The sequence below is a fragment of the Mycobacterium sp. 48b genome (assembly GCF_048282725.1).
In the GTDB taxonomy this organism is placed as follows: Bacteria; Actinomycetota; Actinomycetes; order Mycobacteriales; family Mycobacteriaceae; genus Mycobacterium.
The window spans coordinates 5,608,248-5,630,636 of sequence record NZ_JBLVUL010000001.1 but is presented as its reverse complement, the minus strand read 5'-3'; the positions used below and the strand labels follow the sequence as shown (position 1 = coordinate 5,630,636).

The window sequence follows — 22,389 nt, the reverse complement described above, 5'->3', positions numbered from 1 at the left end:
GAAACATCTACGCACCCGCCCCTTCGGTCGCCATCAGCGTCGACGCATGCGGATCGAACGGGCAGCCCCCGTCCAGGTGTGCCACATACTCGTCACGGAAATGCTGGATCGAGGACATGATCGGGCTGGCCGCACCGTCTCCCAACGCGCAGAACGACTTTCCGAAGATCCCGTCGGCGATGTCGAGCAGCTTGTCGATATCGGCCTGGCTGCCCGCGCCGGTTTCCAGCCGGGCATAGATCTGGGCCAGCCAATAGGTGCCCTCGCGGCACGGTGTGCACTTCCCGCAGGACTCGTGGGCATAGAACTGCGTCCAGCGGCGCACGGCCCGTACCACGCAGGTGGTCTCGTCGAAGATCTGCAGCGCCTTCGTGCCGAGCATGGACCCGACGGAGGCCATGCCCTCGTAATCGAGTGGCACGTCGATGTGTTCGGCCGTCAGCAGGGGCGTCGACGAACCGCCCGGGGTCCAGAACTTCAGGGTGTGCCCATCGCGAACACCCCCGGCGTAGTCGAGCAGTTCGCGCAGCGTGATGCCGAGCGGCGCTTCGTACTGGCCGGGCCGGTTGACATGCCCCGACAGGGAATACAACGTGAACCCAGGGGACTTCTCCGATCCCATCGACCGGAACCAGTCCACACCGTTGACGAGAATGGCCGGGACGCTGGCGATGGACTCGACATTGTTGACGACGGTCGGGCACGCGTAGAGACCGGCGACGGCGGGAAACGGTGGGCGCAGCCGTGGTTGGCCGCGCCGGCCCTCCAGGGAATCCAGCAGCGCGGTCTCCTCGCCGCAGATGTAGGCGCCTGCACCGGCGTGCACGGTCAGGTCCAGATCGAAGCCCGAGCCGAGGATTTCGGTGCCGAGGTATCCGGAGGCGTAGGCTTCGGCGACGGCGGCCTGCAGGCGCCGCAGCACCGGTACCACCTCGCCGCGCACGTAGATGAAAGCGTGCCGGGCCCGGATCGCATAGGCCGCGATGATCACTCCCTCGATCAGGAAGTGCGGGGTGGTCAACATCAGGGGAATGTCCTTGCACGTACCGGGTTCCGACTCGTCGGCGTTGACCACGAGGTAATGCGGCTTGGCGCCCGCCCCGTCGTCACCCTGCGGGATGAACGACCACTTCGTTCCGGTCGGGAAGCCGGCGCCGCCGCGTCCACGCAGCCCGGAGTCCTTGACCAGAGCGATCACGTCGTCCGGCCCCATCGCCAGGGCCCGCTCCAACCCGCGGTAGCCGTCGTGGCGGCGGTAAGTGTCCAACGTCCACGGTTCTGGTTCGTCCCAGAATCGGCTGAGTACCGGGGTCAGTGCGGTCATGCGATCGGACCTGCCTGGGGAGTGGACATTCCACGTTTCCGGGCTTCCCGCAGGCCGGCCAGTGTGGCCGCCCCGGGGGCGCCGCCCGAGGGATCGGGGTCGGTCACACCGGCCAAGGTGCGAGCCGTCTCCCGGAAGGTGCACAGTGGCGCCCCGCGGGTGGGTGCCGGGGGCGTTCCGCCGCGTAAGCCGTCCACCAGATCCCTTGCCGACGACGGAGTCTGGTTGTCGTAGAACTCCCAGTTGACCATCACCACCGGGGCGTAGTCGCACGCCGCATTGCATTCGATGTGTTCGAGGGTGACCCGGCCGTCGGGGGTGGTCTCGCCGGCGTGGAGGTCCAGATGGTCCTGCAGTGCATCCAGGATCGCGTCGCCGCCCATGATCGCGCACAAGGTGTTGGTGCACACGCCGACCAGATAGTCGCCGGTAGGGGTGCGCCGGTACATCGAGTAGAACGTCGCCACCGCGGTCACCTCGGCCTCGGTCAGGCCCAAAAACGCTGCGCAGAAGCCGATTCCGGCGGGCGTGAGGCAGCCGTCCTCTGCCTGCACCAGATGCAGCAGCGGCAGCAGTGCGGAGCGGGCGTCGGGATAGCGGGCGGTGATCCGCTCGGCATCGGCAGTGAGCCGTGCCGTCACCTCGTCTGGATACGCCGCGGGCCCGTTGATCGGCGGGCCCGCTTCATCGGGGCGTTGCCCCAGTTGAATGAATACGTCAGTCATCCGTGCTGTCTCCTCTTCGCGCAAGCGCTCACAGTCTGTTTCTTCTTCACGCAAGCGCTCATCAGCGGTCAACACCGCCCATGACCGGATCAATCGACGCCACCGCGGCGATCGCGTCAGCCACCATGCCGCCCTCGCACATCGCCGCCACCGCCTGCAGATTCGTGAACGAGGGATCGCGGTAATGCACGCGGTAGGGCCGGGTGCCACCGTCGGACACCATGTGCACGCCCAGCTCCCCGCGCGGGGACTCGACCGCGACGTACACCTGCCCGGCCGGTACCCGGATGCCCTCGGTGACGAGCTTGAAGTGATGGATCAGCCCCTCCATCGAGTGGCCCATGATCTTGGCGATGTGCTCGGGGGAGTTGCCCAGCCCGTCCGGCCCGACCTTCAGGTCGGCCGGCCAGGCCAGCTTCTTGTCGGTGATCATCACCGGGCCGGGGCCGAGCTTGTCCAGCTTGTCCACACACTGCTCGACGATCTTCAACGACTCCCGCATTTCCTTGACCCGGATGATGTACCGGCCATAGGAGTCGCAGCGGTCATCGGTGATGACGTCGAATTCGTATTCCTCGTAACCGCAATACGGTTGTGCCCGGCGCAGATCGTGGGGGAGCCCGGTGGACCGCAATACCGGACCGGTGATCCCGAGTGCGATGCACCCGGTCAGGTCGAGGTATCCGACACCGACGGTGCGGGCCTTCCAGATGTAGTTCTCGTTGAGCAGATCCTCCAAGTCTTGCAAGCGTTTCGGCAGCAGATCGAGCAGCGCCCGCACCTGGCCGACCGCGTCGTCGGGCAGGTCGGCGGCCAGCCCGCCCGGCCGGATGTAGGCATGGTTCATCCGCAGGCCGGTGATCGACTCGAAGACCCGCAGGATCTCTTCGCGTTCCCGGAATCCGTAGAACATCGCGCTCATCGCGCCGAGTTCCATTCCGCCGGTGGCCAACGCCACCAGATGGGAGGAGATCCGGTTGAGCTCCATGAGCATCACGCGCACGACACTGGCGCGTGGCGGAATGTCGTCGGTGATGCCCAGCAGCTTCTCCACACCCAGGCAGTACGCCGTCTCGTTGAAGAACGGCGACAGATAGTCCATGCGGGTGACGAACGTGACGCCCTGGGTCCAGTTGCGGTATTCCAGGTTCTTCTCGATCCCGGTGTGCAGATAGCCGATGCCGCAACGGGCTTCGGTGATGATCTCACCCTCGATCTCCAGGATCAGTCGCAGCACCCCGTGCGTCGACGGATGCTGGGGACCCATGTTGACCACGATGCGTTCGCCGGCGTGCTCGCGGGCCGCGGTCACCACGTCGTCCCAGTCCTGTCCGCCGACCACGACGACGGGGGATTCGGTACTCATCAGCTGTAGGACCTCCGCTGATCGGGTGGCGGAATCTGCGCGCCGTGGTATTCGACCGGAACACCGCCCAGCGGATAGTCTTTGCGCTGGGGATGGCCGACCCAGTCGTCGGGCATCTCGATCCGGGTCAATGCCGGATGCCCGTCGAACACGATGCCGAAGAAGTCGTAGGTCTCGCGTTCGTGCCAGTCGGTGGTGGGATAAACCGAATAGAGCGAGGGTATGTGCGGATCTTCGTCGGGCGCTGCGACTTCCAGCCGGATCCGGCGGTTGTGGGTGATCGACATCAACGGGTAGACCGCGTGGAGTTCGCGATCGGTGTCGTCGGGGTAGTGGACCCCGCTCACGCCCAGGCACAGCTCGAACCGCAACTGAGGATCGTCGCGCAGGATGCTGGCCACGGCGGGTAATTGGACCCGGCTGACCTCCAGCGTCAGCTCGTCTCGGTGAACCACCACGCGCTCGATCGAGACGGCATAGCGCTCCTCCCCGAGGAGTTCGGCCAGACGGTCGACCACTTCGTCGAAATACCCGCCGTAGGGCCGAGGAGAACTGCCCGGTAGCGCCACCGAACGCACCAGCCGGCCGTACCCCGACGTGTCGCCCGTTCCCGAGGCGCCGAACATGCCGCGGCGCGTCCCGATCACCTCGGAACCCTGGCCGGTCTCGCTGCTTCCGTTCGTCGTGCTCACCGCAGCAGACCTTTGAGTTCGATGGTGGGGGTGACGGCGAGTGCGGCCTGTTCGGCTTCCCGGATGGCCTCTTCGCGGTTCACCCCGAGCGGCATCTGCTGAATCTTGTCGTGCAGCTTGAGAATTGCGTGCAGCAGCATCTCCGGCCGCGGTGGGCAGCCGGGCAGGTAGATGTCCACGGGCACCACGTGATCGACACCCTGGACCACCGCATAGTTGTTGAACATCCCGCCCGAGGAGGCGCAAACGCCCATGGCCAGGACCCATTTCGGCTCGGCCATCTGGTCGTAGATCTGGCGCAGCACCGGCGCCATCTTCTGGCTCACCCGGCCCGCCACGATCATCAGGTCGGCCTGCCGCGGCGTCGCGGAGAAGCGCTCCATGCCGAACCGCGCGATGTCGAAACGCGGTCCGGCAGTCGACATCATCTCGATGGCGCAGCAGGCAAGGCCGAACGTGGCGGGCCACAGCGACCCCTTACGCACATAGCCAGCGACCGCCTCGACCGTCGAGAGCAGGATTCCACCGGGCAGACGTTCCTCTAGTCCCAATTCAGGCCCCCTCGCCGCCAGACATAGGCGTACGCCACGAATACCGTGAGCATGAACAGCAACATCTCCACCAGCGCGAACAACCCGAGACTGTCGAACGCCACCGCCCACGGGTAGAGGAAGACGATTTCGATGTCGAACACGATGAACAACATCGCCGTCAGGTAGTAGCGGATCGGCATGCGCTGTCCGGTCACCCCGGCGGCCCCGGGCTGCATCGGTTCGATCCCGCATTCGTAGGCCTCGAGTTTGGACCGGTTGTAGCGGCGCGGGCCGATGACGAGCGCGATCCCCACGGAAACCACGGCGAAGGCGGCCGCGATCGCTCCGAGAACCAGGATGGGCGTATATAAATTCATGCCACTTATCGCTCCCTCGGTGGGCTGTCGATGTGAGCTAACCCACAGCCTAGCGAGGTTTGCGGCCTGTGCCACACATTTTGGTTAGTATCGTTTCATATCGGGGCAGCGTGTCGCTGCGGCCACAGCCGTGCCGCGAACAATCAACGGCAACAGGGCAATTCGCGGAGAAATTACCGGACCGGGGTGCGCAACAGCGACACCACCGCATCGCCCAGCCGGATCGGATCGATCGGGTGTGGCACCGCCGCCTCGGCCTGTGACCAGCTAGCCAGCCAGGCGTCGTCGGGCCGCCCGGTCAGCACCAGGATCGGCGGGCAATCGGCGACTTCGTCCTTGAGTTGTTTGGCCACTCCCATGCCCCCGGCGGGGGTGGCTTCACCGTCGAGGATGGCCAGGTCGATGCCCCCGGCGTCCATCCGCGAGACCACCATCGGCGCGGTGGCGATCTCCACGTACTCCAGCTCGGGCAGTTCCGGATGCACGCGTTTGCCCAGTGCGAGACGTACCTGTTCGCGGGTGCGCGGATTGTCGCTGTACACCAGGATGTGCAGCGGCGCGGGGCCGGCCATGATGCCGATGCTACTGCGCATCGCGGCGTAGGCCGGACAACTCAGCGAATTCTGTTGTGGGGCATCAAACTCGGGTGAACACAAGTTCACCCGACAGCACCGTCGTCGGACCGACCATCCCGAGCAGGTCTCCCGACACGCCGAAGTCGTCTCGTTGGACCTCGCACTGGCCCGACAACTTCAGTGCGCCGTCGTCGAGGACCTGCACATCGACCGGCAGTTCGACGGGTTTCGACACTCCGCGAACCGTCAGGACCGTCGTCAACCGGACCCTGTCGTCGGACGGCTCCAAACCGGTCACCTCCACGGTGATGTCGGGATGAACCTCGACATCGAAGAAATCGGCGGACCGCAGGTGGTTGTCCCGCTTACCGATCCCGGTCTGCACCGATGCCGCTGCGATCACCACCCGACCGTTCACCCCGGCGCCGGCAGAGCCTTCGCCGGTGAACTCGGTGAACCGCCCGGTGACGGTGGCCAGGCCCCACAGCGTCTTGTTGCGGAACGTCACCCGGGATCGGTCCGGGGCCAGCGTCCAGTTTCCGGCGCTGGCAGTCAGGACGTCGCTGGTCGTGGCCATGACACCTCCATTTCATCGGCTCGGTTCAGGTGAACAACGGCGCGATGTCCTTCGGATCGAAGTATTCGTCGATGCGGTGGATCAGACCGTCGGTACCCACTCTGATCACGATGCACACCCGCAGGGCGATCAATGTGCCGTCACGGGCACCGGCGTGCAGCACGTGTTGCTGCACGAAACCGCCGTCGAAGAACTGCCGGTCCAGCACCTCATAGCGGCGCTCACGGGTGGCGTCGATGAACCAGTCGATGACTTTCAGCGCGCGGGTCCGGTCGTTGTCCCTGGAGTCGCCCGTGTGCCACACCGTGACATCGTCGGCCCACAGCCGGGCCACGCCGGCCTTGTCGCCGCGCTCGATCGCGTCGAACAGTCGGTGCGCGACATCGTCGGCGACTTCGGCTTCGGCAGGGGACATCATCGGCTCCTCGGGTAGGGCTTGACCTCAACGGCTATTCAGGTTTCAGACTCGAATCATGAACTCCACGCCTACACATTCGCTGTTCGACGAAGCCTACGAGTCCCGTACCGCACCGTGGGTCATCGGCGAGCCGCAACCGGCCATCGTCGAGTTGGAACGCACCGGCCTTCTGGGTGGCAAGGTGCTCGATGTCGGCTGCGGCGCCGGTGAACACACCATGCTGCTGACCCGGCTCGGTTACGACGTGCTCGGCATCGACTTCTCCGAACAGGCCGTCGTCCAGGCGCGTGAGAACGCCGCGCAGCGGGGTGTCGACGCCCACTTCGCCGTCGCCGATGCCACCCGACTCGGCGAGTCGGAGGGCCCGCGGTACGACACCATCGTCGACAGTGCGTTGTTCCACGTCTTTGACGATGCCGACCGGCCCCGCTACGTGGCCAGCCTGCACCGAGCGGCCCGCCCCGGTGCGACGGTGCACGTGCTGGCGCTGTCCGACGCGGGGCGCGGATTCGGGCCGCAGGTCAGCGCCGAGGTCATCCGCCAGGCATTTGCCGAGGGCTGGGAGCTGGAGGCCCTGGACACCACGACGTACCGCGGCGTGGTCGGCGCGGCCCACGCCGAGGCCCTGGGCGAGCAGGTCGGAGCCCGGGTGGACGAGCCGGCGTGGCTGGCCCGGATCCGCAGGCTCTGACCGGTTCACTGCTGGTCGTAGCCCGGATGTGCGGCGGCAAGCCGCTGACGGACCAGCATGCGCAGGCAGGCGGTGACGTCGTCGGCCCGGTCATCGAGTTCTCCGGCCCGGATCGCCGCCGCCAGCGCGGCCTCGTCGGTGAACCCGAGATCCGCCATGGCCGCGAACGAGGCGCCGGCCGCCGCCGGGCGCTCAGAGGCCAGCAGTTCGCGTTCGACCATGCGTAGCGCGTTGGCCGCGACCCTGGCCTGGAATTTCACCGGGGCCCCGACCGTCTCACTGTCGCGCACCTCGGTGTCGAGGAATTCTGCGACCGCGGCGACGAGCTCGGCCGCCGTCGGCCGTCCGTACAGGTTGCTCACCAGCTGCTCCCGTCCAGCAGACACAACAGGTCCCACTCCGTCTCGCAGACGCGGCGGCCGATCGTGGCCAGTTCCACCGACGGGGTCTGCCCGCTCAGATGACGTTCGGCCTGATAGCGGCAGATGACGCCCCAGCGCAGCGTGGCGAGCACCAGCCACCAGCGGATCGCGGACCTGTCCAGGGTGGCGCCACCGGCTTCCTCGTAGGCGTCCAGAAAGCTCTCGATGCTGCCCAGCCCGCCCGCACCGAGGGCGGCCGGGGCACCGAACCGCCAGGCCCGGATACAGAACCAGGCCAGGTCCTCGTACACCTCGCCGAGGTGCACCAACTCCCAGTCCAGTACCGCTGCCAGGCCCGAGTCGTCGACGATCACATTGCCCATCCGGAAGTCGCCGTGCACCAACCGCAGCGGCGACGCGGGTGGTCGGTTGGCGGCCAGCCAGCGGAACACCCACTCGAAAGTGGCGGTGGTATCGCCCATCTCGTCGAGCTGCTCGCGCCACTGGGCCATCTGGTCCTGCTCGACGAGACCGGGCGATGCGGGCGGTGTGGCCCGGTGGACTGCGGCCAGCGCCTGCGCACACTGGGTGAGCAGCCGGGTGCGGCCGGCATCGTCGAGTGTGCGTTGAATGCGTCGAACGATGGTCTCGCCACCGATGAAGTCACAGATCAGAAAGGGGTCGCCCAGCGGGGCAACGGAATCGTCGGCGACCAGCACGTGGGGGACCGGTGCCCCGGCCATGGCCGCCGCCCGCTGTGCCCCGGCCTCCAGTTCCATCCCGGCGTGGACCTCGTCGGGCGCACCGGTGCGCAGGATGAGGGGGCGCCGAGCCGAGTCCGTGACGGCCTCGAAGGACCACGTGGTGCGGCTGGCTCCGCCGGTCAGCTCACGCAGGTTCTCCACCGCGACGCCGCTGCCCAGCACCGGTGTGAGGACGTCGGCCAGTCGCGGAGCGAGCAGGTCGGCTCCGTTCACCGCTTGGCCTTGCCGAACCCGAACAGCCGCTGCGCCACCCGGCGCATCTGAATCTCCTCGGCCCCCTCGGTGATGCGGTAGCGGCGGTGGTGGCGGTAGATGTGCTCGAACGGTTCGTGACGGCTGTAGCCGATGCCGCCGTGCACCTGCATGGCCCGGTCGGCGGCCTCACACACCAGCCGGTTGGCCCGGTAGTTGGCCATCGACACCTTGTCGGACACCTCCATGTGGTGGTTCTGGTCCAACTGCGTCGCGGCATACCGGACGAGCAGCCTGACCATCTGCGCCTCGGTCTGCAGTTCGACCAACGGCCACTGCACGGCCTGGTTCACCGCCAGCGGCTTGCCGAACACCATGCGCCGGTTGGCGTAGTCCACAGCGCGGTCGATACAGAACTGCGCGGCGCCCAGGCTGCTGGCGGCCTGACGAATCCGGTTCTCGTGCAGGAACGTCTGCCCGACCTCCAGGCCGCGGTCGACCTCGCCGAGCACCGCGTCGGCGGGCACCCGCACGTCGTTCAACTCCACCTCACCGTGGTCGGTCGGCATGTTGAACGTCCACCAGTAGAACGGGACGGTGAATCCCGGTGAGTCGGTGGGCACCAGGAATGCGGTGATCCCACGGGCCTGCCCGGGTTCGCCGGAGGTCCGGGCGAAGATCAGATCGTGCGTGGCGCGGTGCACTCCGGTGTTCCATCGCTTGCGGCCGTTGATGATCCAGCCATCTCCGTCGGGTGTCGCGGTGGTCTCCAGCCAGGTGGCATCCGAGCCGTGGTCGGGTTCGGTCAAACCGAACGCCATCGAACGCTTGCCGGTGAGCATCGCCTCGACCCAGTCAGCCTTCTGCGCCTCGGTGCCGAACCGGTCCATCATGATCACCTGCGGGAAATTGCCCACGATCGAGGACTCGTCCTGCAGATCGTTGTGAAGCCCGAGGCCCTTGTGCGCCAGGTGTTCCCGGATGACGGCCATGTCCAGGTTGCTGCCGTCGCGCCCGCCGAACCGGGCGGGCAGCCCGTACCGCAGCCAACCGGCGGCATCGGCACGGCGGCGCATCTCGTCGAGCAGGTCCTCCCAGGCCCGCGCGGGCACCCCACCGTTCTCCCAGTCGGTGCGGGCGTATTCGCGACGCTGGTCGAAGTACTGCATGTGTTCGCGCTCAAGCGGCTTGATCTCCGCCTCGATGAACTCGTCCATCTCGGCAAGGACAGTTGAAAGATGTTCGGGCAAAGCGAAATCCACGATGATCTCTCTTTCTCGGGTCAGAAGCCCGGGTCAGAAGCCGTACAGGGTTCTCTTCCAGATGGTCGACAGGGTGGCGATGGCGTCGGCATCACCGATCTCGATCCCGAGCCCCGACTGGCCGACGAAGACGGTGGTGAAGTTCTCGAACAGCAGGGCGATGGCCGCACCGACGTGTTCGGGCTGCAGGCCCTGCGCGTGGCCCTGCCCCTGGGCGTGGTGCACCGCGGCGATGACGATGTCGATGCCGAACCGCCGGAACTTGTTCTGTACGTCGGCGAATCGTTGCTGGGTGGCTGCCAGCTGGGCGACCGCGATCATGATGCCGATGTTCTGTTTGAAGATGTTCCAGTAGCCGGTGACCACCGTGGTGAAGAACTCGGTGTCGTCGGGGGAGTCCGGCAGGTGCAGGTTCAGCCCTGACGGTTCGACGACGTCGTGGAGGAACGATTCCGCCAGTGCCGCCAGCAGATCCTCCTTGTCGGAGAAATACCGGTAGAACACCGCCGGGCTCTTGCCCGCGGCCGAGGTGATGTCGGCCAGGGTGGTGCCGTGAAAGCCGCGTTCGGCAAACAGCTTCCGCGCGGCCAGCTCGATGGCTGACCGCGTCTGGCGGCCCTTGGTGCCCAGCTCGGCAGCGGTCATCGGCGCCTCAGCCCAGGATCCGGTCGCCGGCCCGCAGCAGTGCGCTGGGAAGCTCGTGGCCGACGGCGTCCTGGGCGACGCGGGCCGCGTCGATGGCCGCGGACAGTTCGACGTCCACGTCGATGTCGCTGTCGCGCAACATGTAGACGAGATCCTCGGTGGCGATGTTGCCGCTGGCGCCCGGCGCGAACGGGCAACCACCCAGGCCGCCGACCGATGCGTCCAGGCGCGTGACGCCGGCCTGGACGGCGGCGTACGCACTGGCCAATCCCGCTCCACGCGTGTTGTGGAAGTGTGCGCCCAGTGGCAGGTCGCCGATGAGCGGCCGGACCTGCTCGACCAATGACGTGACCCGGCGCGGGGTGGTGGTACCGATGGTGTCGGCGATCGCTATCCGGTTCACGCCGGAACCGACTGCTGCCGAGGCGATGTCGAGCACCCGCTGTGGATCGGTCGGGCCGTCGAACGGGCAGTCCCACGCGGTGGCGATGATCACCTCGACCGAGGTGCCGCTGTCACCCGCGATGGCCACGATGTCGGCGATCTGGGCGGTGGCCTCGGCCAAGGTGCGTCCCACGTTGGCGTGCGAGTGCGCATCCGATGCGGACACCACGTATTCGATCGAACGCAGGCCGGCGGCGATGGCACGTTTGGCGCCGTTGGGGCTGGCCACCAGTGCGGAGAATTCCACCTCGGGGAATCTGTGCAGCTCTTCGGCGAGTTCGGCCGCGTCGGCCAGGGCCGGCACCTTCGAGGGTGAGACGAACGCCGTCGCCTCTACTTCCCGCACGCCGGTGGCGACGATGGCCTCGAGGATCGCGACCTTGGCGGACAACGGAATCGGCGTCTCGATCTGCAGGCCGTCCCGCAGGCACACCTCGCGGATGTCGACCTTCGTGGGTAGGTTCATCTCACAGCACCCCCTCTGCGCGCAGGGTTTCGAGGTCTTGTGCACTGCGCCCGAGCAGGTCGCCGTACACCTCATCGTTGTGCTGGCCCGGCCGGGCCGAGCCGGCGTTGCGGATCGTGCCGGGTGACTCGGAGAGCACCGGGACCACGCCGGGGCCCTTCACGGTCCGTCCGATCCGCTCGTCGAAGTGATCGGCGATCATGCCACGGGCCTGCAGTTGCGGATCCTGCACAACCTCGGCCACGGTGTTGATCGGTCCGCTGATCACCCCGGCCTGTGACAGGGTTTCGATGATCTCCTCCGGCTGCCGCTTGCCGGCCCAATCGCCGATGATCTTGTCCAGCTCATCCTGATTACGCCCGCGGGCAACGTGATTGGAGAATCGATCGTCCGTCGCCAGTTCAGGACTGCCCATCGCGGCGCACAACCGGCGGAACACGGTGTCCTGGTTGGCCGCGATCACCACCCAGCTGCCGTTGGCGCTCTGGTAGATGTTCGACGGAGCGATGCCTTCCAGCCGCGTGCCCGACGGCCCGCGCACCACCCCGCCGATGTCGTAGTCGGGGATGGTGGATTCCTGTATCGCCAGGCAACTTTCGGTCAGTGCCGTGTCGACGATCTGGCCCTCGCCGGTGACGGTCCGGCGGTACAGCGCGGCCAGGGCGCCCTGGGCGGCGAACATGCCGGCCAGGCTGTCGCCCAGCGACAGAGCCAGCCGGGGCGGGGGACCGCCCGGGAACCCGTTCATGTGCCGCAGGCCGCTCGATGCCTCGGCCACCGAGGCGTAGCCGGCCTTGCCGGCGTCCGGCCCGGTCTGCCCGTATCCGGACACCCGCACCAGGATGATGCCCTTGTTCCGCCCGCGCAGAACGTCGTAGCCCAGATCCCACTTCTCCAGGGTGCCGGGCCGGAAGTTCTCCACGATGATGTCCGACTGCTCGACCAGCTCTAGAAATAGATTCCGGCCGGCTTCCTTCCGCAGGTCCAGGGTGACGGCCTTCTTGTTGCGGGCGTGCACGGTCCAGAAGAAATGGTGCCCGTCGAGTTCGGCCTGGCCCCAGGTGCGCAGCGGATCCGGGGTGGCCGGCAGTTCGATCTTGATGACCTCGGCGCCCATGTCGCCGAGCAGCCTGCCGGCGAACGGGCCGGAGATCAGGGTGCCGAGCTCGATCACCCTGATGCCGTCCAAGGCTCCGGTCGTCATGCCGGATCCAGTGACTGTGTTGATCCCCGGTCGCTTCGCTCCTGCCCTCCGAACCCGTGCCGGTGCAGCCAATCCGTGGAGATCGCGACGGCCTGGCGCAGGGTGCCGCGCTGATCCGGGCCCGAGTAGTAGTGGTTGGCGCCTGGGATCTCGTGCATCTCCTTGTCGGGATGACCGATCGCCTCATAGAGCCGGCGGGTGTGACTGGGCGTGCAGGCGTCGTCGGCGAGGTTGCCGATCACCAGGGCGGGGACCGCGATGTCGGGCCCGGCCTTGACGGCGTCACCGTTGGCGTCGTCGTAGCTCCACTGCGACAGCCAGCTGCGCAGCGTGCAGAATCGCGCCAGGCCGACGGGGCTCATGTTGACCACCTGGGGATCGCCCAGATAACAGGTTCCGGGTTTGCGATCGTTGGGATCGACGGTCGGGTCCAGCCAGCGCGGGTCGGCCATGGTGCCGTGCACGACGAACGCGAACTCGTCGTCCGGGCGTCCGGCGGCCTTGAGCTCGGCGAGCTTCTCTTTGACCCACTTGGTGATTCGCCGATTGCGGGCGATCTGGGCCTGGTGGTACCGCTCGAGGAACTCCGCCGTGTAGGGCGGCTGGTTGGGGTTGTCCGGGTTGTAGAGGTCGAGTTCGGGGTCCCGCTTGGTCGGGTCGTTCTCGTCGAGGATGGACGCGTCCATCCATTCGGTCATGGTGCCGTGCCTGCTGATGTGCGCGGCCAGCAGCATGATTCCGTCGGCGGGGATCAGACCGAGCTTGGTGAGGTCGGGCCCGTCACCGGACGGGCTCGCCGTCACGGTGGGGTTCTGCGCCTGCTGCTGGTAGAACACCGACAACGAACCACCGCCGCTCCACCCGGCCAGCACCACCTTGTCGTAGCCCAGCCGGTTCTTGGCGTCCTTGATGCACTCGCCGAGATCCTCGACCACCTTCTCCATCAACAGTGCCGAGTCGGTGCCGCGGAACCGGCTGTTGCAGTAGATGACGTGGTGTCCGGCGCGGGCCAGGGCGTTGATCATCGGCAGGTAGGCGCCGCCCCCGATCGGGTGCATGAACACCAGCACCGTATCCGAGGGCTTCGCTTTGGGCCGCAGCAAGTAGCTCTCCAGCACCACGAGTTCGGCGACGCCGCCGTACACGTCGCGCACCGACGAGTTGTTCTCGTAGGCAACCAGATACGGGATGCGGTCGTACTCGTGCTTCACAGGTGCTTCAACGGTTGTCATCACTAGTGTTGCCCCAGATCGTTGGCGAGGATTTCGGCGGACGGGATGAGACGACGACGGGTGTCGATGGCGATCACCGACCAGTCAACCCGGTCGTAGTCGTCGAACTTGCGGCGTGCGCGTTCGCGCGCCTTCTCGGGCGCTCCGTGGTGGACACCCTGGGGTGCATGAGAGACCAGGCCGGGCGGCATCGGGATGCCGTACAGCGAACCGGCGTGAAAGAACGCGATCTCGTCGTAGTCGACGTTGCGGTGATACCACGGGGTGCGCTCGGTGCCCGGCACGCTCTCGGCGGGCTTGGGCAGGAAGTTCATCACATACACACCGGTGGCCTGCATGAAGAGGTGCACGGTGGGTGGCAGGTGCACGCTCTCGGAGGTGATGACGGTGTAGTCCTCGATGTTGAAGGTGAACGGGAAGTTGTCGCCGCGCCAGCCCTCCACGTCGAGGGGATTGTGTTGGTAGAACAGAGAAGTCGGCCCGCCCTCATGTATCAGGCGGACTTCGTACTCGTCCCGCCCGTCATCGTCGATGGGCTGCGGCTCGGGGATCGTGACCTGCGCCGGATCGAACGGGAAGTGCCGGCCCAGGGTGCCGGCCGGCGGGACCCGGAAATCGTCGGTGGCCTGGATCATGAGCCACGTGCTCTCGGTCTCCGGTATCTGACGGAACGTGCAGGCCTTCGGGATGTAGACCCAGTCGCCCTCGCGGTAGCGCAGCGGGCCGAACTCGGTCTCCAGCAGGCCCGATCCCTTGTGTACGAACAACAGCAGATCGCCGTCGACGTAGCGGACGAAAAACGGCATCTCCTCGGTGCGCCGGCTCAGCAGCACCTGGCAGTCGGCGTTCGAGAACATCAGCAGCGGGCCACCCTGGGCGTCGGTGGCGTCGCTCGGTTTGAGCTCGCTGGACAGTACGTCGGTCGGGCGGAGCGGACCGACGGTGCGATAGGCGGTGGGGTCGTTGCGGCGGTACATGTTGGCGGTACGTCCGACGAAACCGCCGCGACCGAGCTCGTCGTCCTTGAGACCGTCGAGGTCGGCGTGCACCCGTTTCGGGGTCTTGCCTTTACGCAGGTGGACGAAGGATTCCATGCTCGACTCCTGAAAGGTGCGGGGCGAAAACTGAAAGTGACTTTACTTTTTGTTACAGCCGCTGACAAGGGGTGTCCGGGGTCGAACTTCGGCGTTTCGGGCTCGGCGTCCCCGGGTAGCCCTCGATCGGGCGCCCGAACTCGCCATTGCCCGTCGGTGTCAACGAAAGGACTGTCATGAGAAAGGAATTGGAGGGCCGCAGGGTCGGAATCCTTGCCGCCGACGGTGTGGAGCGCATCGAACTCGAACAACCGCGTGCCGCCGTCGAGAACGAGGGGGGCCATGTCGAGCTGCTGTCGCTGCGAGCCGGCGAAATCCAGGCCCGCGATCACGATCTCGAACCCGCGGGCACGTTTCCGGTGGACCGCACGGTCGCCGAGGCCAAGGTCGATCAGTTCGACGCGTTGATCCTGCCCGGAGGGACCGTGAACCCGGACAAGCTGAGGCTGGACGAGACGGCGGTGGCCTTCGTCCGCGATTTCGTCCGATCCGGAAAGCCCGTCGCGGCGATCTGTCACGGACCGTGGACCCTCGTGGAAGCGGACGTGGTGCGTGGCCGCACGCTGACCAGCTATCCGAGTATCCGCACGGATCTCGCCAACGCCGGCGCCGCCGTGGTGGATCGGCAGGTCTGCGTCGACGGCAACCTGATCACCAGCCGCTCTCCCGGCGATCTTCCCGCGTTCTGTGAGGCGATCACCGAGGCGTTGGCGTGTACTCCGGCCCAGACCTGAGCGCCCCTCACGCCCCCGAGTTGCGGGCGGCTTCGCGGGCCCGCTCGATGGCCTCGACGCGCATCTGTTCCCGTTCGGCAGGTTTCCACCGTGTGGTGGGCTCCACGACCAGGGTGTCGACGCGGTAGCCCAGCATCCCGAACACGTACTCCAGGTAGGGCTTCTGGAAATCTTGCAGCTCGGGGTGGCGCCCGTCGTAAGCGCTGCTGCGGGTCAGGATGAGCTGCAACGGTTTTCCCTCGCCCAGGGTGCCCACGTGTTCGCCTCGCTCGTTGAGGGTGAAGCTGGCCACCGGCTGCACGATGATGTCGATCCACGCCTTGAGTGCGTGCGGCACGTGCCAGTTCCACATGGGGGAGGACACCACCAGCCGGTCGAACCCACGCACTCGCTCGATCTCGGCGAGCACCTGCCGCCATACCGCCTGCTGATCCTCGGTGATCGGTTCACCGAACAGCTGCGCGAACTTCGCGATCGCCGCATCCCGGCCGAACCGCAGCGCATCGTCGTCCCATACCGAGAACCGTTCCACCTCGCCGACCCCGTCGGCGGCTTCCAGATAGGCCTGCGCCAATTGTGAGGACAACGCGTCGTCCCCTTTCGGGCTGGCCTCGATCCACAGAGTCCGCATCAGATCAGCCCGTCAGATCATGGACGTACGGGGGATTCGCATCCCCAGCGCCAGTGCACCGGCCAGCTCGCGGCTGGTGTCGTAGTCGAACACCACATGGCCCGACAGGACGTCGACGTCGCGCTTGAACCGCTGCAGAGGGCTGGACAGGAAATGGATGCTCGCACCGCCCGCGCCCAGCAGGTCGGCGATCACCGCCTTGGACTCGTTGACGATGTGCGCGGCCGACAGCCGGGCCTGCGCACGTACCGGCTTCTCCACCGGGTCACCCGACACCACGATGGCCTCGATCTCGCCGACGGTGTCGGCCAGCAGGGCGCGCAACGCGCGCACCCGTACCTGAGCGCCGGCCAGATGCGCCTGGGCGATCGGCTTGTCCTTCTGTACGACGCCCTCGTAGGGCAGCACACGTTCGCCGAGGCGCTGCGCGTAGATCTCGGTCACCCGTTCGGCGCTGCCCAGCGCGGGCATCGCCGCCAGCAGGGCCAGGGCCGGCACCATCGGCCAGCGGTATGCGGTGCTGTCGTGCAATCCGGCGCCCGGGGCCGTACCGGAATAGATGTCGAGCACTTTCACCAGCCGGTGCTCCGGAACGAAGACATCGGTGGCGATGGCGTCGTTGGAGCCGGTGGCGCGCATGCCGTCGGTGTGCCACACGTCGGCCACGGTCACATCGCTGATCTGCAGCAACGCCAGCGCCGGGTACAGCGCGTCGTCGGGGCCGCACAGCGCGGCGACGATGATCCAGTTCCCGTGCATGACGCCGGTGGCCCAGGACCACCGGCCGGTCAGGCGGATGCCGCCGTCGGCCGGCAGTCCGCGCCCGGTCGGCGCGAGTGGGGCAGGGGCCAGGAACGGGCGGCTCGCGAAGGCCTCCTCCTGGGCCTGCTCGCCGAACAGCGACAGCATCCAGTTGTGCAGGGCCAGGAAGCCGATGGTCCACGCGCTGGACGTGCAGCCGTGAGCCATCCGGCGCACGGGATCGAGGATCGCCGGGAAATCGGCCTGCTGACCGCCGTAACGGGCTGGCACCAGGAGCTCGGTGAAACCGGACTCGACGAGGTCGCTGACGGTCGCGTCGGGGAGCCGGCGCAACTCCTCGGCTTCCGCGGCGCGTTCGGCCAGTCGTGCGACGAATTCGGGGCTGATGACGCAGTCGGCGGTAGGGGTCGAGGTCATGGTCCGAAAGCTACCATACTTTTTAGTATGGTCCGGTTTCGGGACCGTGGAAGGGTGCTGGGCGGGCATTTCGAAAACCGGTTGGCGACGATCGGATAACCCTCCGGACACCAGTTGTGAACGGAAAGGCATCGGTGTTCATCGCGCACCGTCGGCGCTGTCTGGGGGGTGCAGGCGTTTTCCCAGCTAGATCGCCTGCCTGCGGCCAATAGATAAAGCCGAATTCACTTTTTTGAATCCGTAGATATGCAGTTCGGCGGCGCGCCGCGGGTTTTCCCCCGTCGTGGGCCCGTGATTTACTCATGGCGCAACAACTGAATTCTTCGGTCCGCTCTTCAGAGGCACCGGCTCAGACGGGCGGGCGTGACAGTGCAGTGACTCGGTCGCTGCGGTGTCGCTTGGCGATGCTGATCGCCGAACGCACAAATGGCGTAGTTGACCGGAAACGGATGGATTCGCAGTATGACCTTCATTGACAAGATTCGTGGCCATTGGGCACGCCGCATGACGGTGGCGGCTGTGGCAGCGCTGATGCTGCCTGGCTTGATCGGAGTGACCGGCGGGTCGGCGACCGCGGGAGCGTTCTCCCGGCCGGGTCTGCCGGTGGAGTACCTGATGGTCCCGTCGCCGTCGATGGGCCGCGACATCAAGATTCAGTTCCAGAGTGGCGGACCGGGTTCGCACGCGGTCTACCTGCTCGACGGCCTGCGCGCTCAGGACGACTTCAACGGCTGGGACATCAACACCAACGCCTTCGAGATGTTCCTCGACAGCGGCCTGTCCGTGGTCATGCCGGTGGGTGGTCAGTCCAGCTTCTACAGCGACTGGTACAACCAGGCCTGCGGTAAGGCCGGCTGCACCACGTACAAGTGGGAGACCTTCCTGACCAGCGAGCTGCCGTCCTGGCTGGCCGCCAACCGCGACGTCGCGGCGACCGGCAACGCCGCGATCGGTCTGTCGATGGCCGGTTCCGCCGCGCTGATCCTGGCGACCTACCACCCCGACCGGTTCATCTACGCCGGGTCGATGTCGGGCTTCCTGAACCCCTCCGAGGGCTGGTGGCCGTTCCTGATCAACATCTCCATGGGCGACGCCGGTGGCTACAAGGCCAACGACATGTGGGGTCCGACCGAGGATCCGAACAGCGCCTGGAAGCGCAACGACCCGATGGTGCAGATCCCGACGCTGGTGGGCAACAACACCCGCCTGTGGATCTACTGCGGTAACGGCAAGCCGAACGAGCTCGGCGGTGGCGATCTGCCTGCCACCTTCCTGGAGGGCCTGACCATCCGCACCAACGAGACGTTCCGCGACAACTACATCGCGGCCGGCGGTAACAACGCTGTGTTCAACTTCCCGGACAACGGCACGCACAACTGGGCCTACTGGGCCCGGGAGCTGCAGGCCATGGTTCCGGACCTGCAGCGGGTGCTCGGCTAAGCCCGACGACACGCGATAACGAAATCGCCCAGAACACCCTGTGTTCTGGGCGATTTCGCTATGTGTGGGTCTGTCCTCGATCCCCATGCCGTCGACACCGATGGCTGCACCGATGGCCCGCAGCGATGGCCGAGCTGACGCGAAAGTGCCCGGTTTCCATGGAAACCGGGCACTTTCAGGTCTGCTCGCCGGGAGAAAACCGGCGGGAGCACGAACTACTTCAACTCGGCCGAGGACAGCCCCAGCAGGCGGCGGGCGACCACCAGTTGCTGGATCTGCTGCGTGCCCTCGAAGATGTCGAGGATCTTGGAGTCGCGGGCCCACTTCTCCAGCAGGGTCTGCTCGGAATAGCCGACGGTTCCGGCCATTTCGACCGCCTTGAGAGTGATGTCGCTGGCCACCCGGGCGGCCTTGGCCTTGCCCATCGAGGCTTCCTTGGAGTTGGGGATGCTGTTGTCGGCCTGCCATGCCGAACGGACGGTCAGCAGGTATCCGGCCTCCCAGTCGGCCTCCATCCGCAGGAACTCCGCCGCGGGGGCGCTCTGCGCATGGGCCGGCTTGTCGTAGGAGATCTCGATCCCGGCGTCGGTGAGGATCGTGCGCAGATCCTCCAGCGCGGCGCGGGCGATGCCGACCGCCATGGCCGCCACGATCGGGCGGGTGTTGTCGAAGGTCTCCATGACCCCGGCAAAACCCTTCTCCACGTGGATCTCCGGATCACCCAGCAGGTTGTCCTTGGGGATGCGGGCGTTCTCGAACCGGATCACCGCCGTGTCGGACGCCTTGATGCCGAGCTTGTGCTCGAGGCGCTCGACGGTCACGCCGGGGTGTTCGCGCGGCACGATGAACGACTTGATCGCCGCCCGGCCCAACGACTTGTCCAGCGTCGCCCACACCACGATGTGGGTGGCGCGCGAACCGGCGGTGACGAAGATCTTCTCGCCGTTGATCACGTACTCGTCGCCGTCGAGCACCGCGGTGGTCGTCACCGCGGCCGAGTCGGAGCCGAAGCCGGGCTCGGTGATGGCCATCGCGGCCCACACGTCCTTGCCGAGGCGCTCGAGCTGTTCGGGGGTGGCCACCGAGGAGATGGCGGCGTTACCCAGGCCCTGGCGCGGCACCGACAGCAGCAGGGCGACATCGCCCCAGCTGATCTCGAGAGCGTTGAGCAGTGCGGACATGTTGGCGCCGTTGACGGTGACCTTCTCGCCCTTGGTGTTGGCGTCGTCGCGGAACGCTTCGGCGCCGGCGAACGAGATGGTCTTGGCTTCCGAGATGCCTTCGAAGAGCGTGGCAAGGGTGTCCAGCTCGACCGGGTAGGCGTGCTCGGCGAGATCGTACTTGCGCGAGATCGGGCGAAGCATCTCGGCGGCGCCCTGGTGGCCCTTCTCGATGACCGCCTGGAGCTTGCGGGGCATTTCCAGATTGATTGCCATGTTTAGTCTTTCAGCTCAGTAAGGGAATGGCGCCGGGCTAGATGACGACAACACCCTCGGCGACGCCGATGGCCCGCAGATCGCGGTACCAGCGCTCGACCGGGTGTTCCTTGGTGTAACCGTGACCGCCCAGCAGCTGCACGCCGTCCAGGCCGATCTGCATGCCCTTGTCGGTGCCGAGCTTGCGCGCCAGCGCGGCCTCGCGGGCGAACGGCAGGCCCTGCTCGGCGCGGGCGGCGCCGCGCCAGGTGATCAACCGCAGGCCGTCGAGTTCGATGGCGATGTTCGCGGTCATGAAGGCCACCGACTGGCGGTGGGCGATCGGCTCGCCGAAGGCGGTGCGTTCCTTGATGTAAGGGATGACGTAGTCGAGCACCGCATGCGAGGTACCGACGGCCAGCGCGGCCCAGCCGAGCCGGGACAACGCGATGGCCTCGCTGTAGTCCTGATCGGTGGCCTCGTCCTCGCCCAGGCGGTTGGCCAGCGGCACCGCCACGTTGTCGAGCTCGACCTGGCCGAGCGCGGCGGCCCGGATGCCCATGCTCGGATCGGCCTTGACCGTCAGACCCGGTGACGACGCCTCGACGATGAACAACGCCGGCTTGCCGTTCAACTGTGCTGCCACGATGAACAATTCGGCATCGGCGGCGGCGGGCACCAGCGACTTCACACCGGACAGGCGGTACCCGCTGGGGGTGCGCACCGCGGTGGTCTTGAGCGCGGTGGGGTCGAACAAGGCGTGCGGTTCGGCGATCGCCACGCAGGCTTGCGGCACGTTCTCGCCCGCGAATTCCTTGAGATAGGTGGCCTGCTGGTCGGCGCTGCCCCAGTGGGTCAGTGCCGAGGCGACGCCACCGGGCGCCAGGATCGGCAGGGCCAGACCCATGTCGCCGTAGGCCAGTGCCTCGGCGACGAGTGCATTGGTCACGGTGCTGCGGTGTTCGGCGATGCCGTCGAAGTCCTCGGGAACGTTGACGGCGGTGATGCCCAGCTCAGCGGCCTTGGCGATGAGATCCGCAGGGTAGGCGGCGGCTTCGTCGGCGTCGTGCGCGGCGGGGCGCAGGATCTCCTCGGCGAACTCCCGGACCGTCTCGACGATCATCTGCTGGTCTTCGTCGGGGGTCAGGTCGAAGTAGTCGGCCCCGCTGGCCTTCAGCCGGGTCGGAGCCTTGCCCAGGCCCTGAACGCGCTGGAATTGCCGGGTGGCGGCGCCTGCGGCGGAAAACACCTGCTTCACACCGTATTTCAGGCTGCGGTTGAGCGGATCGCGCAGGCCGTAACGGTCCAGAAATTCCTGACCGACGATGGGCGTGATCAGCGCCAACCCGATGTCGGTCGCTGTCCGCTTGTGCTTGTGCAGTCCGACAGCGCTTTGCTGGCCGGAGCTGGAGGGACGGGAGGGGGTGCCGTTCTTGGACGGCAGGGTGTTGGTCATGTCAGCTGCCTCTGCTGGTCGTGGCGACGCATCTGACCGTATCTTACTCCGGAGTAAGGTACGGCATCTGTTACCAACTTCACACCACCGGAGATCAGGGTTCCACTGCCGAGAGCTGGTCGTACTGCTCGCGGTTCAGGCGTACCTCGTCCATGTGCGCCTCGGCCCACGATTTGACCCCGACCATCAGTTGTTGCAGAGAAAGGCCCAGGTCAGTCAGCTCGTAGGTGACGGTGACCGGCACGCTCGGTGTCACCGTCCGGGTGAGCAACCCGTCGCGTTCGAGAGAGCGCAGGGTCTGGGTGAGCATCTTCTGACTGACCCCGGCGAGCCGCCGGGAGAGCTCGGAATAGCGCATCGGCCGCGGTGCGCCGCCGTCGCCGGCGCCGGGGCGCGGACCGTCGCCGCCGAGCGCCGCCAGGATCAGCGCAACCCACTTGTCGCTGATCCGGTCGAGCAGTTGACGGCTGGGGCAGTTCGCCAGGAAGGCGTCGTATTCCAGCTTTGCTCGTGCCCGCTTCTGGGCTGCAGTTGTCGTCGGCACATCCGCTCCTTTGCTCCGAGATGAGCCTCGCGGTGAGTTACGCACTT

The 22,389-nt window shown here is 66.6% G+C and carries 25 protein-coding genes; 3 read left to right on the top strand and 22 right to left on the bottom strand.

The features are described from left to right. Positions 1-7: 7 nt before the first annotated feature. From nuoF to ACNQR1_RS27440, 9 genes are all read right to left on the bottom strand, one after another. On the bottom strand, positions 8-1,324 hold the full coding sequence (gene nuoF, locus ACNQR1_RS27480) for an NADH-quinone oxidoreductase subunit NuoF (protein WP_418048768.1): 1,317 nt from the start codon (positions 1,322-1,324) through the stop codon (positions 8-10). Continuing rightward, a complete protein-coding gene (nuoE, locus tag ACNQR1_RS27475) occupies positions 1,321-2,049 on the bottom strand; it encodes an NADH-quinone oxidoreductase subunit NuoE (RefSeq protein ID WP_418048767.1) in 729 nt (242 codons plus the stop codon). Before nuoE ends, nuoF begins: the two co-directional genes overlap by 4 nt. A 61-nt stretch (positions 2,050-2,110) precedes the next feature. Next, positions 2,111-3,415, bottom strand: a complete 1,305-nt coding sequence (gene nuoD / locus ACNQR1_RS27470; RefSeq protein WP_418048766.1) for an NADH dehydrogenase (quinone) subunit D — start codon at positions 3,413-3,415, stop codon at positions 2,111-2,113. Next, positions 3,415-4,107 (bottom strand): NADH-quinone oxidoreductase subunit C, encoded by a 693-nt coding sequence (locus ACNQR1_RS27465; protein WP_418048765.1) that lies wholly within the window; start codon positions 4,105-4,107, stop codon positions 3,415-3,417. Before ACNQR1_RS27465 ends, nuoD begins: the two co-directional genes overlap by 1 nt. Then, the gene (locus tag ACNQR1_RS27460; protein ID WP_036388633.1) at positions 4,104-4,658 is read right to left on the bottom strand and encodes a NuoB/complex I 20 kDa subunit family protein; all 555 of its coding nucleotides are present in this window, start codon (positions 4,656-4,658) and stop codon (positions 4,104-4,106) included. Before ACNQR1_RS27460 ends, ACNQR1_RS27465 begins: the two co-directional genes overlap by 4 nt. Continuing rightward, positions 4,649-5,017 carry an NADH-quinone oxidoreductase subunit A gene (locus tag ACNQR1_RS27455; RefSeq protein ID WP_003881436.1) on the bottom strand — a complete coding sequence of 123 codons (369 nt, stop codon included), beginning with the start codon at positions 5,015-5,017 and terminating at the stop codon, positions 4,649-4,651. The genes ACNQR1_RS27460 and ACNQR1_RS27455 overlap by 10 nt, the downstream gene beginning before the upstream one ends. A gap of 173 nt (positions 5,018-5,190) precedes the next feature. Beyond that, on the bottom strand, positions 5,191-5,589 hold the full coding sequence (locus ACNQR1_RS27450) for a hypothetical protein (protein ID WP_418048764.1): 399 nt from the start codon (positions 5,587-5,589) through the stop codon (positions 5,191-5,193). A gap of 64 nt (positions 5,590-5,653) precedes the next feature. Continuing rightward, positions 5,654-6,169: a YceI family protein gene (locus ACNQR1_RS27445; RefSeq protein ID WP_418048763.1), complete on the bottom strand. Its 516-nt coding sequence runs from the start codon at positions 6,167-6,169 to the stop codon at positions 5,654-5,656. 25 nt (positions 6,170-6,194) lie between these two features. Continuing rightward, on the bottom strand, positions 6,195-6,584 hold the full coding sequence (locus ACNQR1_RS27440; protein WP_418048762.1) for a nuclear transport factor 2 family protein: 390 nt from the start codon (positions 6,582-6,584) through the stop codon (positions 6,195-6,197). 58 nt (positions 6,585-6,642) lie between these two features. Between ACNQR1_RS27440 and ACNQR1_RS27435 the strand changes: the two genes are divergently transcribed. Beyond that, on the top strand, positions 6,643-7,278 hold the full coding sequence (locus tag ACNQR1_RS27435; RefSeq protein WP_418048761.1) for a class I SAM-dependent methyltransferase: 636 nt from the start codon (positions 6,643-6,645) through the stop codon (positions 7,276-7,278). A gap of 5 nt (positions 7,279-7,283) precedes the next feature. Here the strand turns inward: ACNQR1_RS27435 and ACNQR1_RS27430 are convergent, their stop codons facing one another. From ACNQR1_RS27430 to ACNQR1_RS27395, 8 genes are read right to left on the bottom strand one after another with little or no spacing between them, the layout of a single operon-like run. Beyond that, the gene (locus ACNQR1_RS27430; RefSeq protein ID WP_418048760.1) at positions 7,284-7,640 is read right to left on the bottom strand and encodes a DUF6285 domain-containing protein; all 357 of its coding nucleotides are present in this window, start codon (positions 7,638-7,640) and stop codon (positions 7,284-7,286) included. Further along, a complete protein-coding gene (locus ACNQR1_RS27425; RefSeq protein WP_418048759.1) occupies positions 7,637-8,617 on the bottom strand; it encodes a phosphotransferase family protein in 981 nt (326 codons plus the stop codon). The genes ACNQR1_RS27430 and ACNQR1_RS27425 overlap by 4 nt, the downstream gene beginning before the upstream one ends. After that, entirely contained in the window at positions 8,614-9,858 is a 1,245-nt protein-coding gene (locus tag ACNQR1_RS27420; RefSeq protein ID WP_418048758.1) for an acyl-CoA dehydrogenase family protein, read from the bottom strand. Before ACNQR1_RS27420 ends, ACNQR1_RS27425 begins: the two co-directional genes overlap by 4 nt. A gap of 33 nt (positions 9,859-9,891) precedes the next feature. Beyond that, positions 9,892-10,503, bottom strand: coding sequence for a TetR/AcrR family transcriptional regulator (locus ACNQR1_RS27415; protein ID WP_418048757.1), 612 nt, complete (start codon positions 10,501-10,503; stop codon positions 9,892-9,894). Positions 10,504-10,510: 7 nt separating this feature from the next. Beyond that, positions 10,511-11,413: a hydroxymethylglutaryl-CoA lyase gene (locus tag ACNQR1_RS27410; RefSeq protein WP_418048756.1), complete on the bottom strand. Its 903-nt coding sequence runs from the start codon at positions 11,411-11,413 to the stop codon at positions 10,511-10,513. Between the two features lies 1 nt (position 11,414). Next, positions 11,415-12,617, bottom strand: a complete 1,203-nt coding sequence (locus ACNQR1_RS27405) for a CaiB/BaiF CoA transferase family protein (protein ID WP_418048755.1) — start codon at positions 12,615-12,617, stop codon at positions 11,415-11,417. After that, positions 12,614-13,849 carry an alpha/beta hydrolase family protein gene (locus tag ACNQR1_RS27400; protein WP_418048754.1) on the bottom strand — a complete coding sequence of 412 codons (1,236 nt, stop codon included), beginning with the start codon at positions 13,847-13,849 and terminating at the stop codon, positions 12,614-12,616. Before ACNQR1_RS27400 ends, ACNQR1_RS27405 begins: the two co-directional genes overlap by 4 nt. Positions 13,850-13,851: 2 nt before the next feature. Continuing rightward, entirely contained in the window at positions 13,852-14,943 is a 1,092-nt protein-coding gene (locus ACNQR1_RS27395; RefSeq protein WP_418048753.1) for a homogentisate 1,2-dioxygenase, read from the bottom strand. A gap of 176 nt (positions 14,944-15,119) precedes the next feature. On the opposite strand from ACNQR1_RS27395, the gene ACNQR1_RS27390 reads away from it, so the two are divergent. After that, on the top strand, positions 15,120-15,677 hold the full coding sequence (locus tag ACNQR1_RS27390) for a type 1 glutamine amidotransferase domain-containing protein (RefSeq protein WP_418048752.1): 558 nt from the start codon (positions 15,120-15,122) through the stop codon (positions 15,675-15,677). Between the two features lie 7 nt (positions 15,678-15,684). Here ACNQR1_RS27390 and ACNQR1_RS27385 read toward each other — a convergent pair whose 3' ends face one another. Further along, positions 15,685-16,308: an NAD(P)H-dependent oxidoreductase gene (locus ACNQR1_RS27385; RefSeq protein ID WP_418048751.1), complete on the bottom strand. Its 624-nt coding sequence runs from the start codon at positions 16,306-16,308 to the stop codon at positions 15,685-15,687. A 12-nt stretch (positions 16,309-16,320) separates the two neighbouring features. Then, positions 16,321-17,487 carry an acyl-CoA dehydrogenase family protein gene (locus tag ACNQR1_RS27380; protein WP_418048750.1) on the bottom strand — a complete coding sequence of 389 codons (1,167 nt, stop codon included), beginning with the start codon at positions 17,485-17,487 and terminating at the stop codon, positions 16,321-16,323. Between the two features lie 462 nt (positions 17,488-17,949). Between ACNQR1_RS27380 and ACNQR1_RS27375 the strand changes: the two genes are divergently transcribed. Further along, positions 17,950-18,927: an esterase family protein gene (locus tag ACNQR1_RS27375; RefSeq protein ID WP_418048749.1), complete on the top strand. Its 978-nt coding sequence runs from the start codon at positions 17,950-17,952 to the stop codon at positions 18,925-18,927. Positions 18,928-19,142: 215 nt separating this feature from the next. On the opposite strand, the gene ACNQR1_RS27370 is transcribed toward ACNQR1_RS27375, so the two are convergent. The 3 genes from ACNQR1_RS27370 to ACNQR1_RS27360 all read right to left on the bottom strand — a co-directional run bounded on the left by ACNQR1_RS27370 (position 19,143) and on the right by ACNQR1_RS27360 (position 22,342). Then, on the bottom strand, positions 19,143-20,363 hold the full coding sequence (locus ACNQR1_RS27370; RefSeq protein WP_418048748.1) for an acyl-CoA dehydrogenase family protein: 1,221 nt from the start codon (positions 20,361-20,363) through the stop codon (positions 19,143-19,145). A 37-nt stretch (positions 20,364-20,400) separates the two neighbouring features. Then, positions 20,401-21,798 (bottom strand): acyl-CoA dehydrogenase family protein, encoded by a 1,398-nt coding sequence (locus tag ACNQR1_RS27365; protein ID WP_418048747.1) that lies wholly within the window; start codon positions 21,796-21,798, stop codon positions 20,401-20,403. Positions 21,799-21,892: 94 nt separating this feature from the next. After that, positions 21,893-22,342, bottom strand: a complete 450-nt coding sequence (locus ACNQR1_RS27360; RefSeq protein WP_418048746.1) for a winged helix-turn-helix transcriptional regulator — start codon at positions 22,340-22,342, stop codon at positions 21,893-21,895. Between the last annotated feature and the right edge of the window lie 47 nt (positions 22,343-22,389).

Bases quoted from the DNA above. Each gene is read 5' to 3' on its own strand.
- ACNQR1_RS27375 (WP_418048749.1), top strand. From the start codon at position 17,950: ATGACCTTCATTGACAAGATTCGTGGCCATTGGGCACGCCGCATGACG.
- ACNQR1_RS27435 (WP_418048761.1), top strand. From the start codon at position 6,643: ATGAACTCCACGCCTACACATTCGCTGTTCGACGAAGCCTACGAGTCC.
- ACNQR1_RS27390 (WP_418048752.1), top strand. From the start codon at position 15,120: ATGAGAAAGGAATTGGAGGGCCGCAGGGTCGGAATCCTTGCCGCCGAC.
- ACNQR1_RS27410 (WP_418048756.1), bottom strand. From the start codon at position 11,413: ATGAACCTACCCACGAAGGTCGACATCCGCGAGGTGTGCCTGCGGGAC.
- nuoD (WP_418048766.1), bottom strand. From the start codon at position 3,415: ATGAGTACCGAATCCCCCGTCGTCGTGGTCGGCGGACAGGACTGGGAC.
- ACNQR1_RS27400 (WP_418048754.1), bottom strand. From the start codon at position 13,849: ATGACAACCGTTGAAGCACCTGTGAAGCACGAGTACGACCGCATCCCG.
- ACNQR1_RS27440 (WP_418048762.1), bottom strand. From the start codon at position 6,584: ATGTCCCCTGCCGAAGCCGAAGTCGCCGACGATGTCGCGCACCGACTG.
- ACNQR1_RS27455 (WP_003881436.1), bottom strand. From the start codon at position 5,017: ATGAATTTATATACGCCCATCCTGGTTCTCGGAGCGATCGCGGCCGCC.
- ACNQR1_RS27395 (WP_418048753.1), bottom strand. From the start codon at position 14,943: ATGGAATCCTTCGTCCACCTGCGTAAAGGCAAGACCCCGAAACGGGTG.
- ACNQR1_RS27405 (WP_418048755.1), bottom strand. From the start codon at position 12,617: ATGACGACCGGAGCCTTGGACGGCATCAGGGTGATCGAGCTCGGCACC.
- ACNQR1_RS27370 (WP_418048748.1), bottom strand. From the start codon at position 20,363: ATGGCAATCAATCTGGAAATGCCCCGCAAGCTCCAGGCGGTCATCGAG.
- ACNQR1_RS27445 (WP_418048763.1), bottom strand. From the start codon at position 6,169: ATGGCCACGACCAGCGACGTCCTGACTGCCAGCGCCGGAAACTGGACG.
- ACNQR1_RS27450 (WP_418048764.1), bottom strand. From the start codon at position 5,589: ATGGCCGGCCCCGCGCCGCTGCACATCCTGGTGTACAGCGACAATCCG.
- ACNQR1_RS27415 (WP_418048757.1), bottom strand. From the start codon at position 10,503: ATGACCGCTGCCGAGCTGGGCACCAAGGGCCGCCAGACGCGGTCAGCC.
- ACNQR1_RS27380 (WP_418048750.1), bottom strand. From the start codon at position 17,487: ATGACCTCGACCCCTACCGCCGACTGCGTCATCAGCCCCGAATTCGTC.
- ACNQR1_RS27365 (WP_418048747.1), bottom strand. From the start codon at position 21,798: ATGACCAACACCCTGCCGTCCAAGAACGGCACCCCCTCCCGTCCCTCC.
- nuoE (WP_418048767.1), bottom strand. From the start codon at position 2,049: ATGACTGACGTATTCATTCAACTGGGGCAACGCCCCGATGAAGCGGGC.
- nuoF (WP_418048768.1), bottom strand. From the start codon at position 1,324: ATGACCGCACTGACCCCGGTACTCAGCCGATTCTGGGACGAACCAGAA.
- ACNQR1_RS27385 (WP_418048751.1), bottom strand. From the start codon at position 16,308: ATGCGGACTCTGTGGATCGAGGCCAGCCCGAAAGGGGACGACGCGTTG.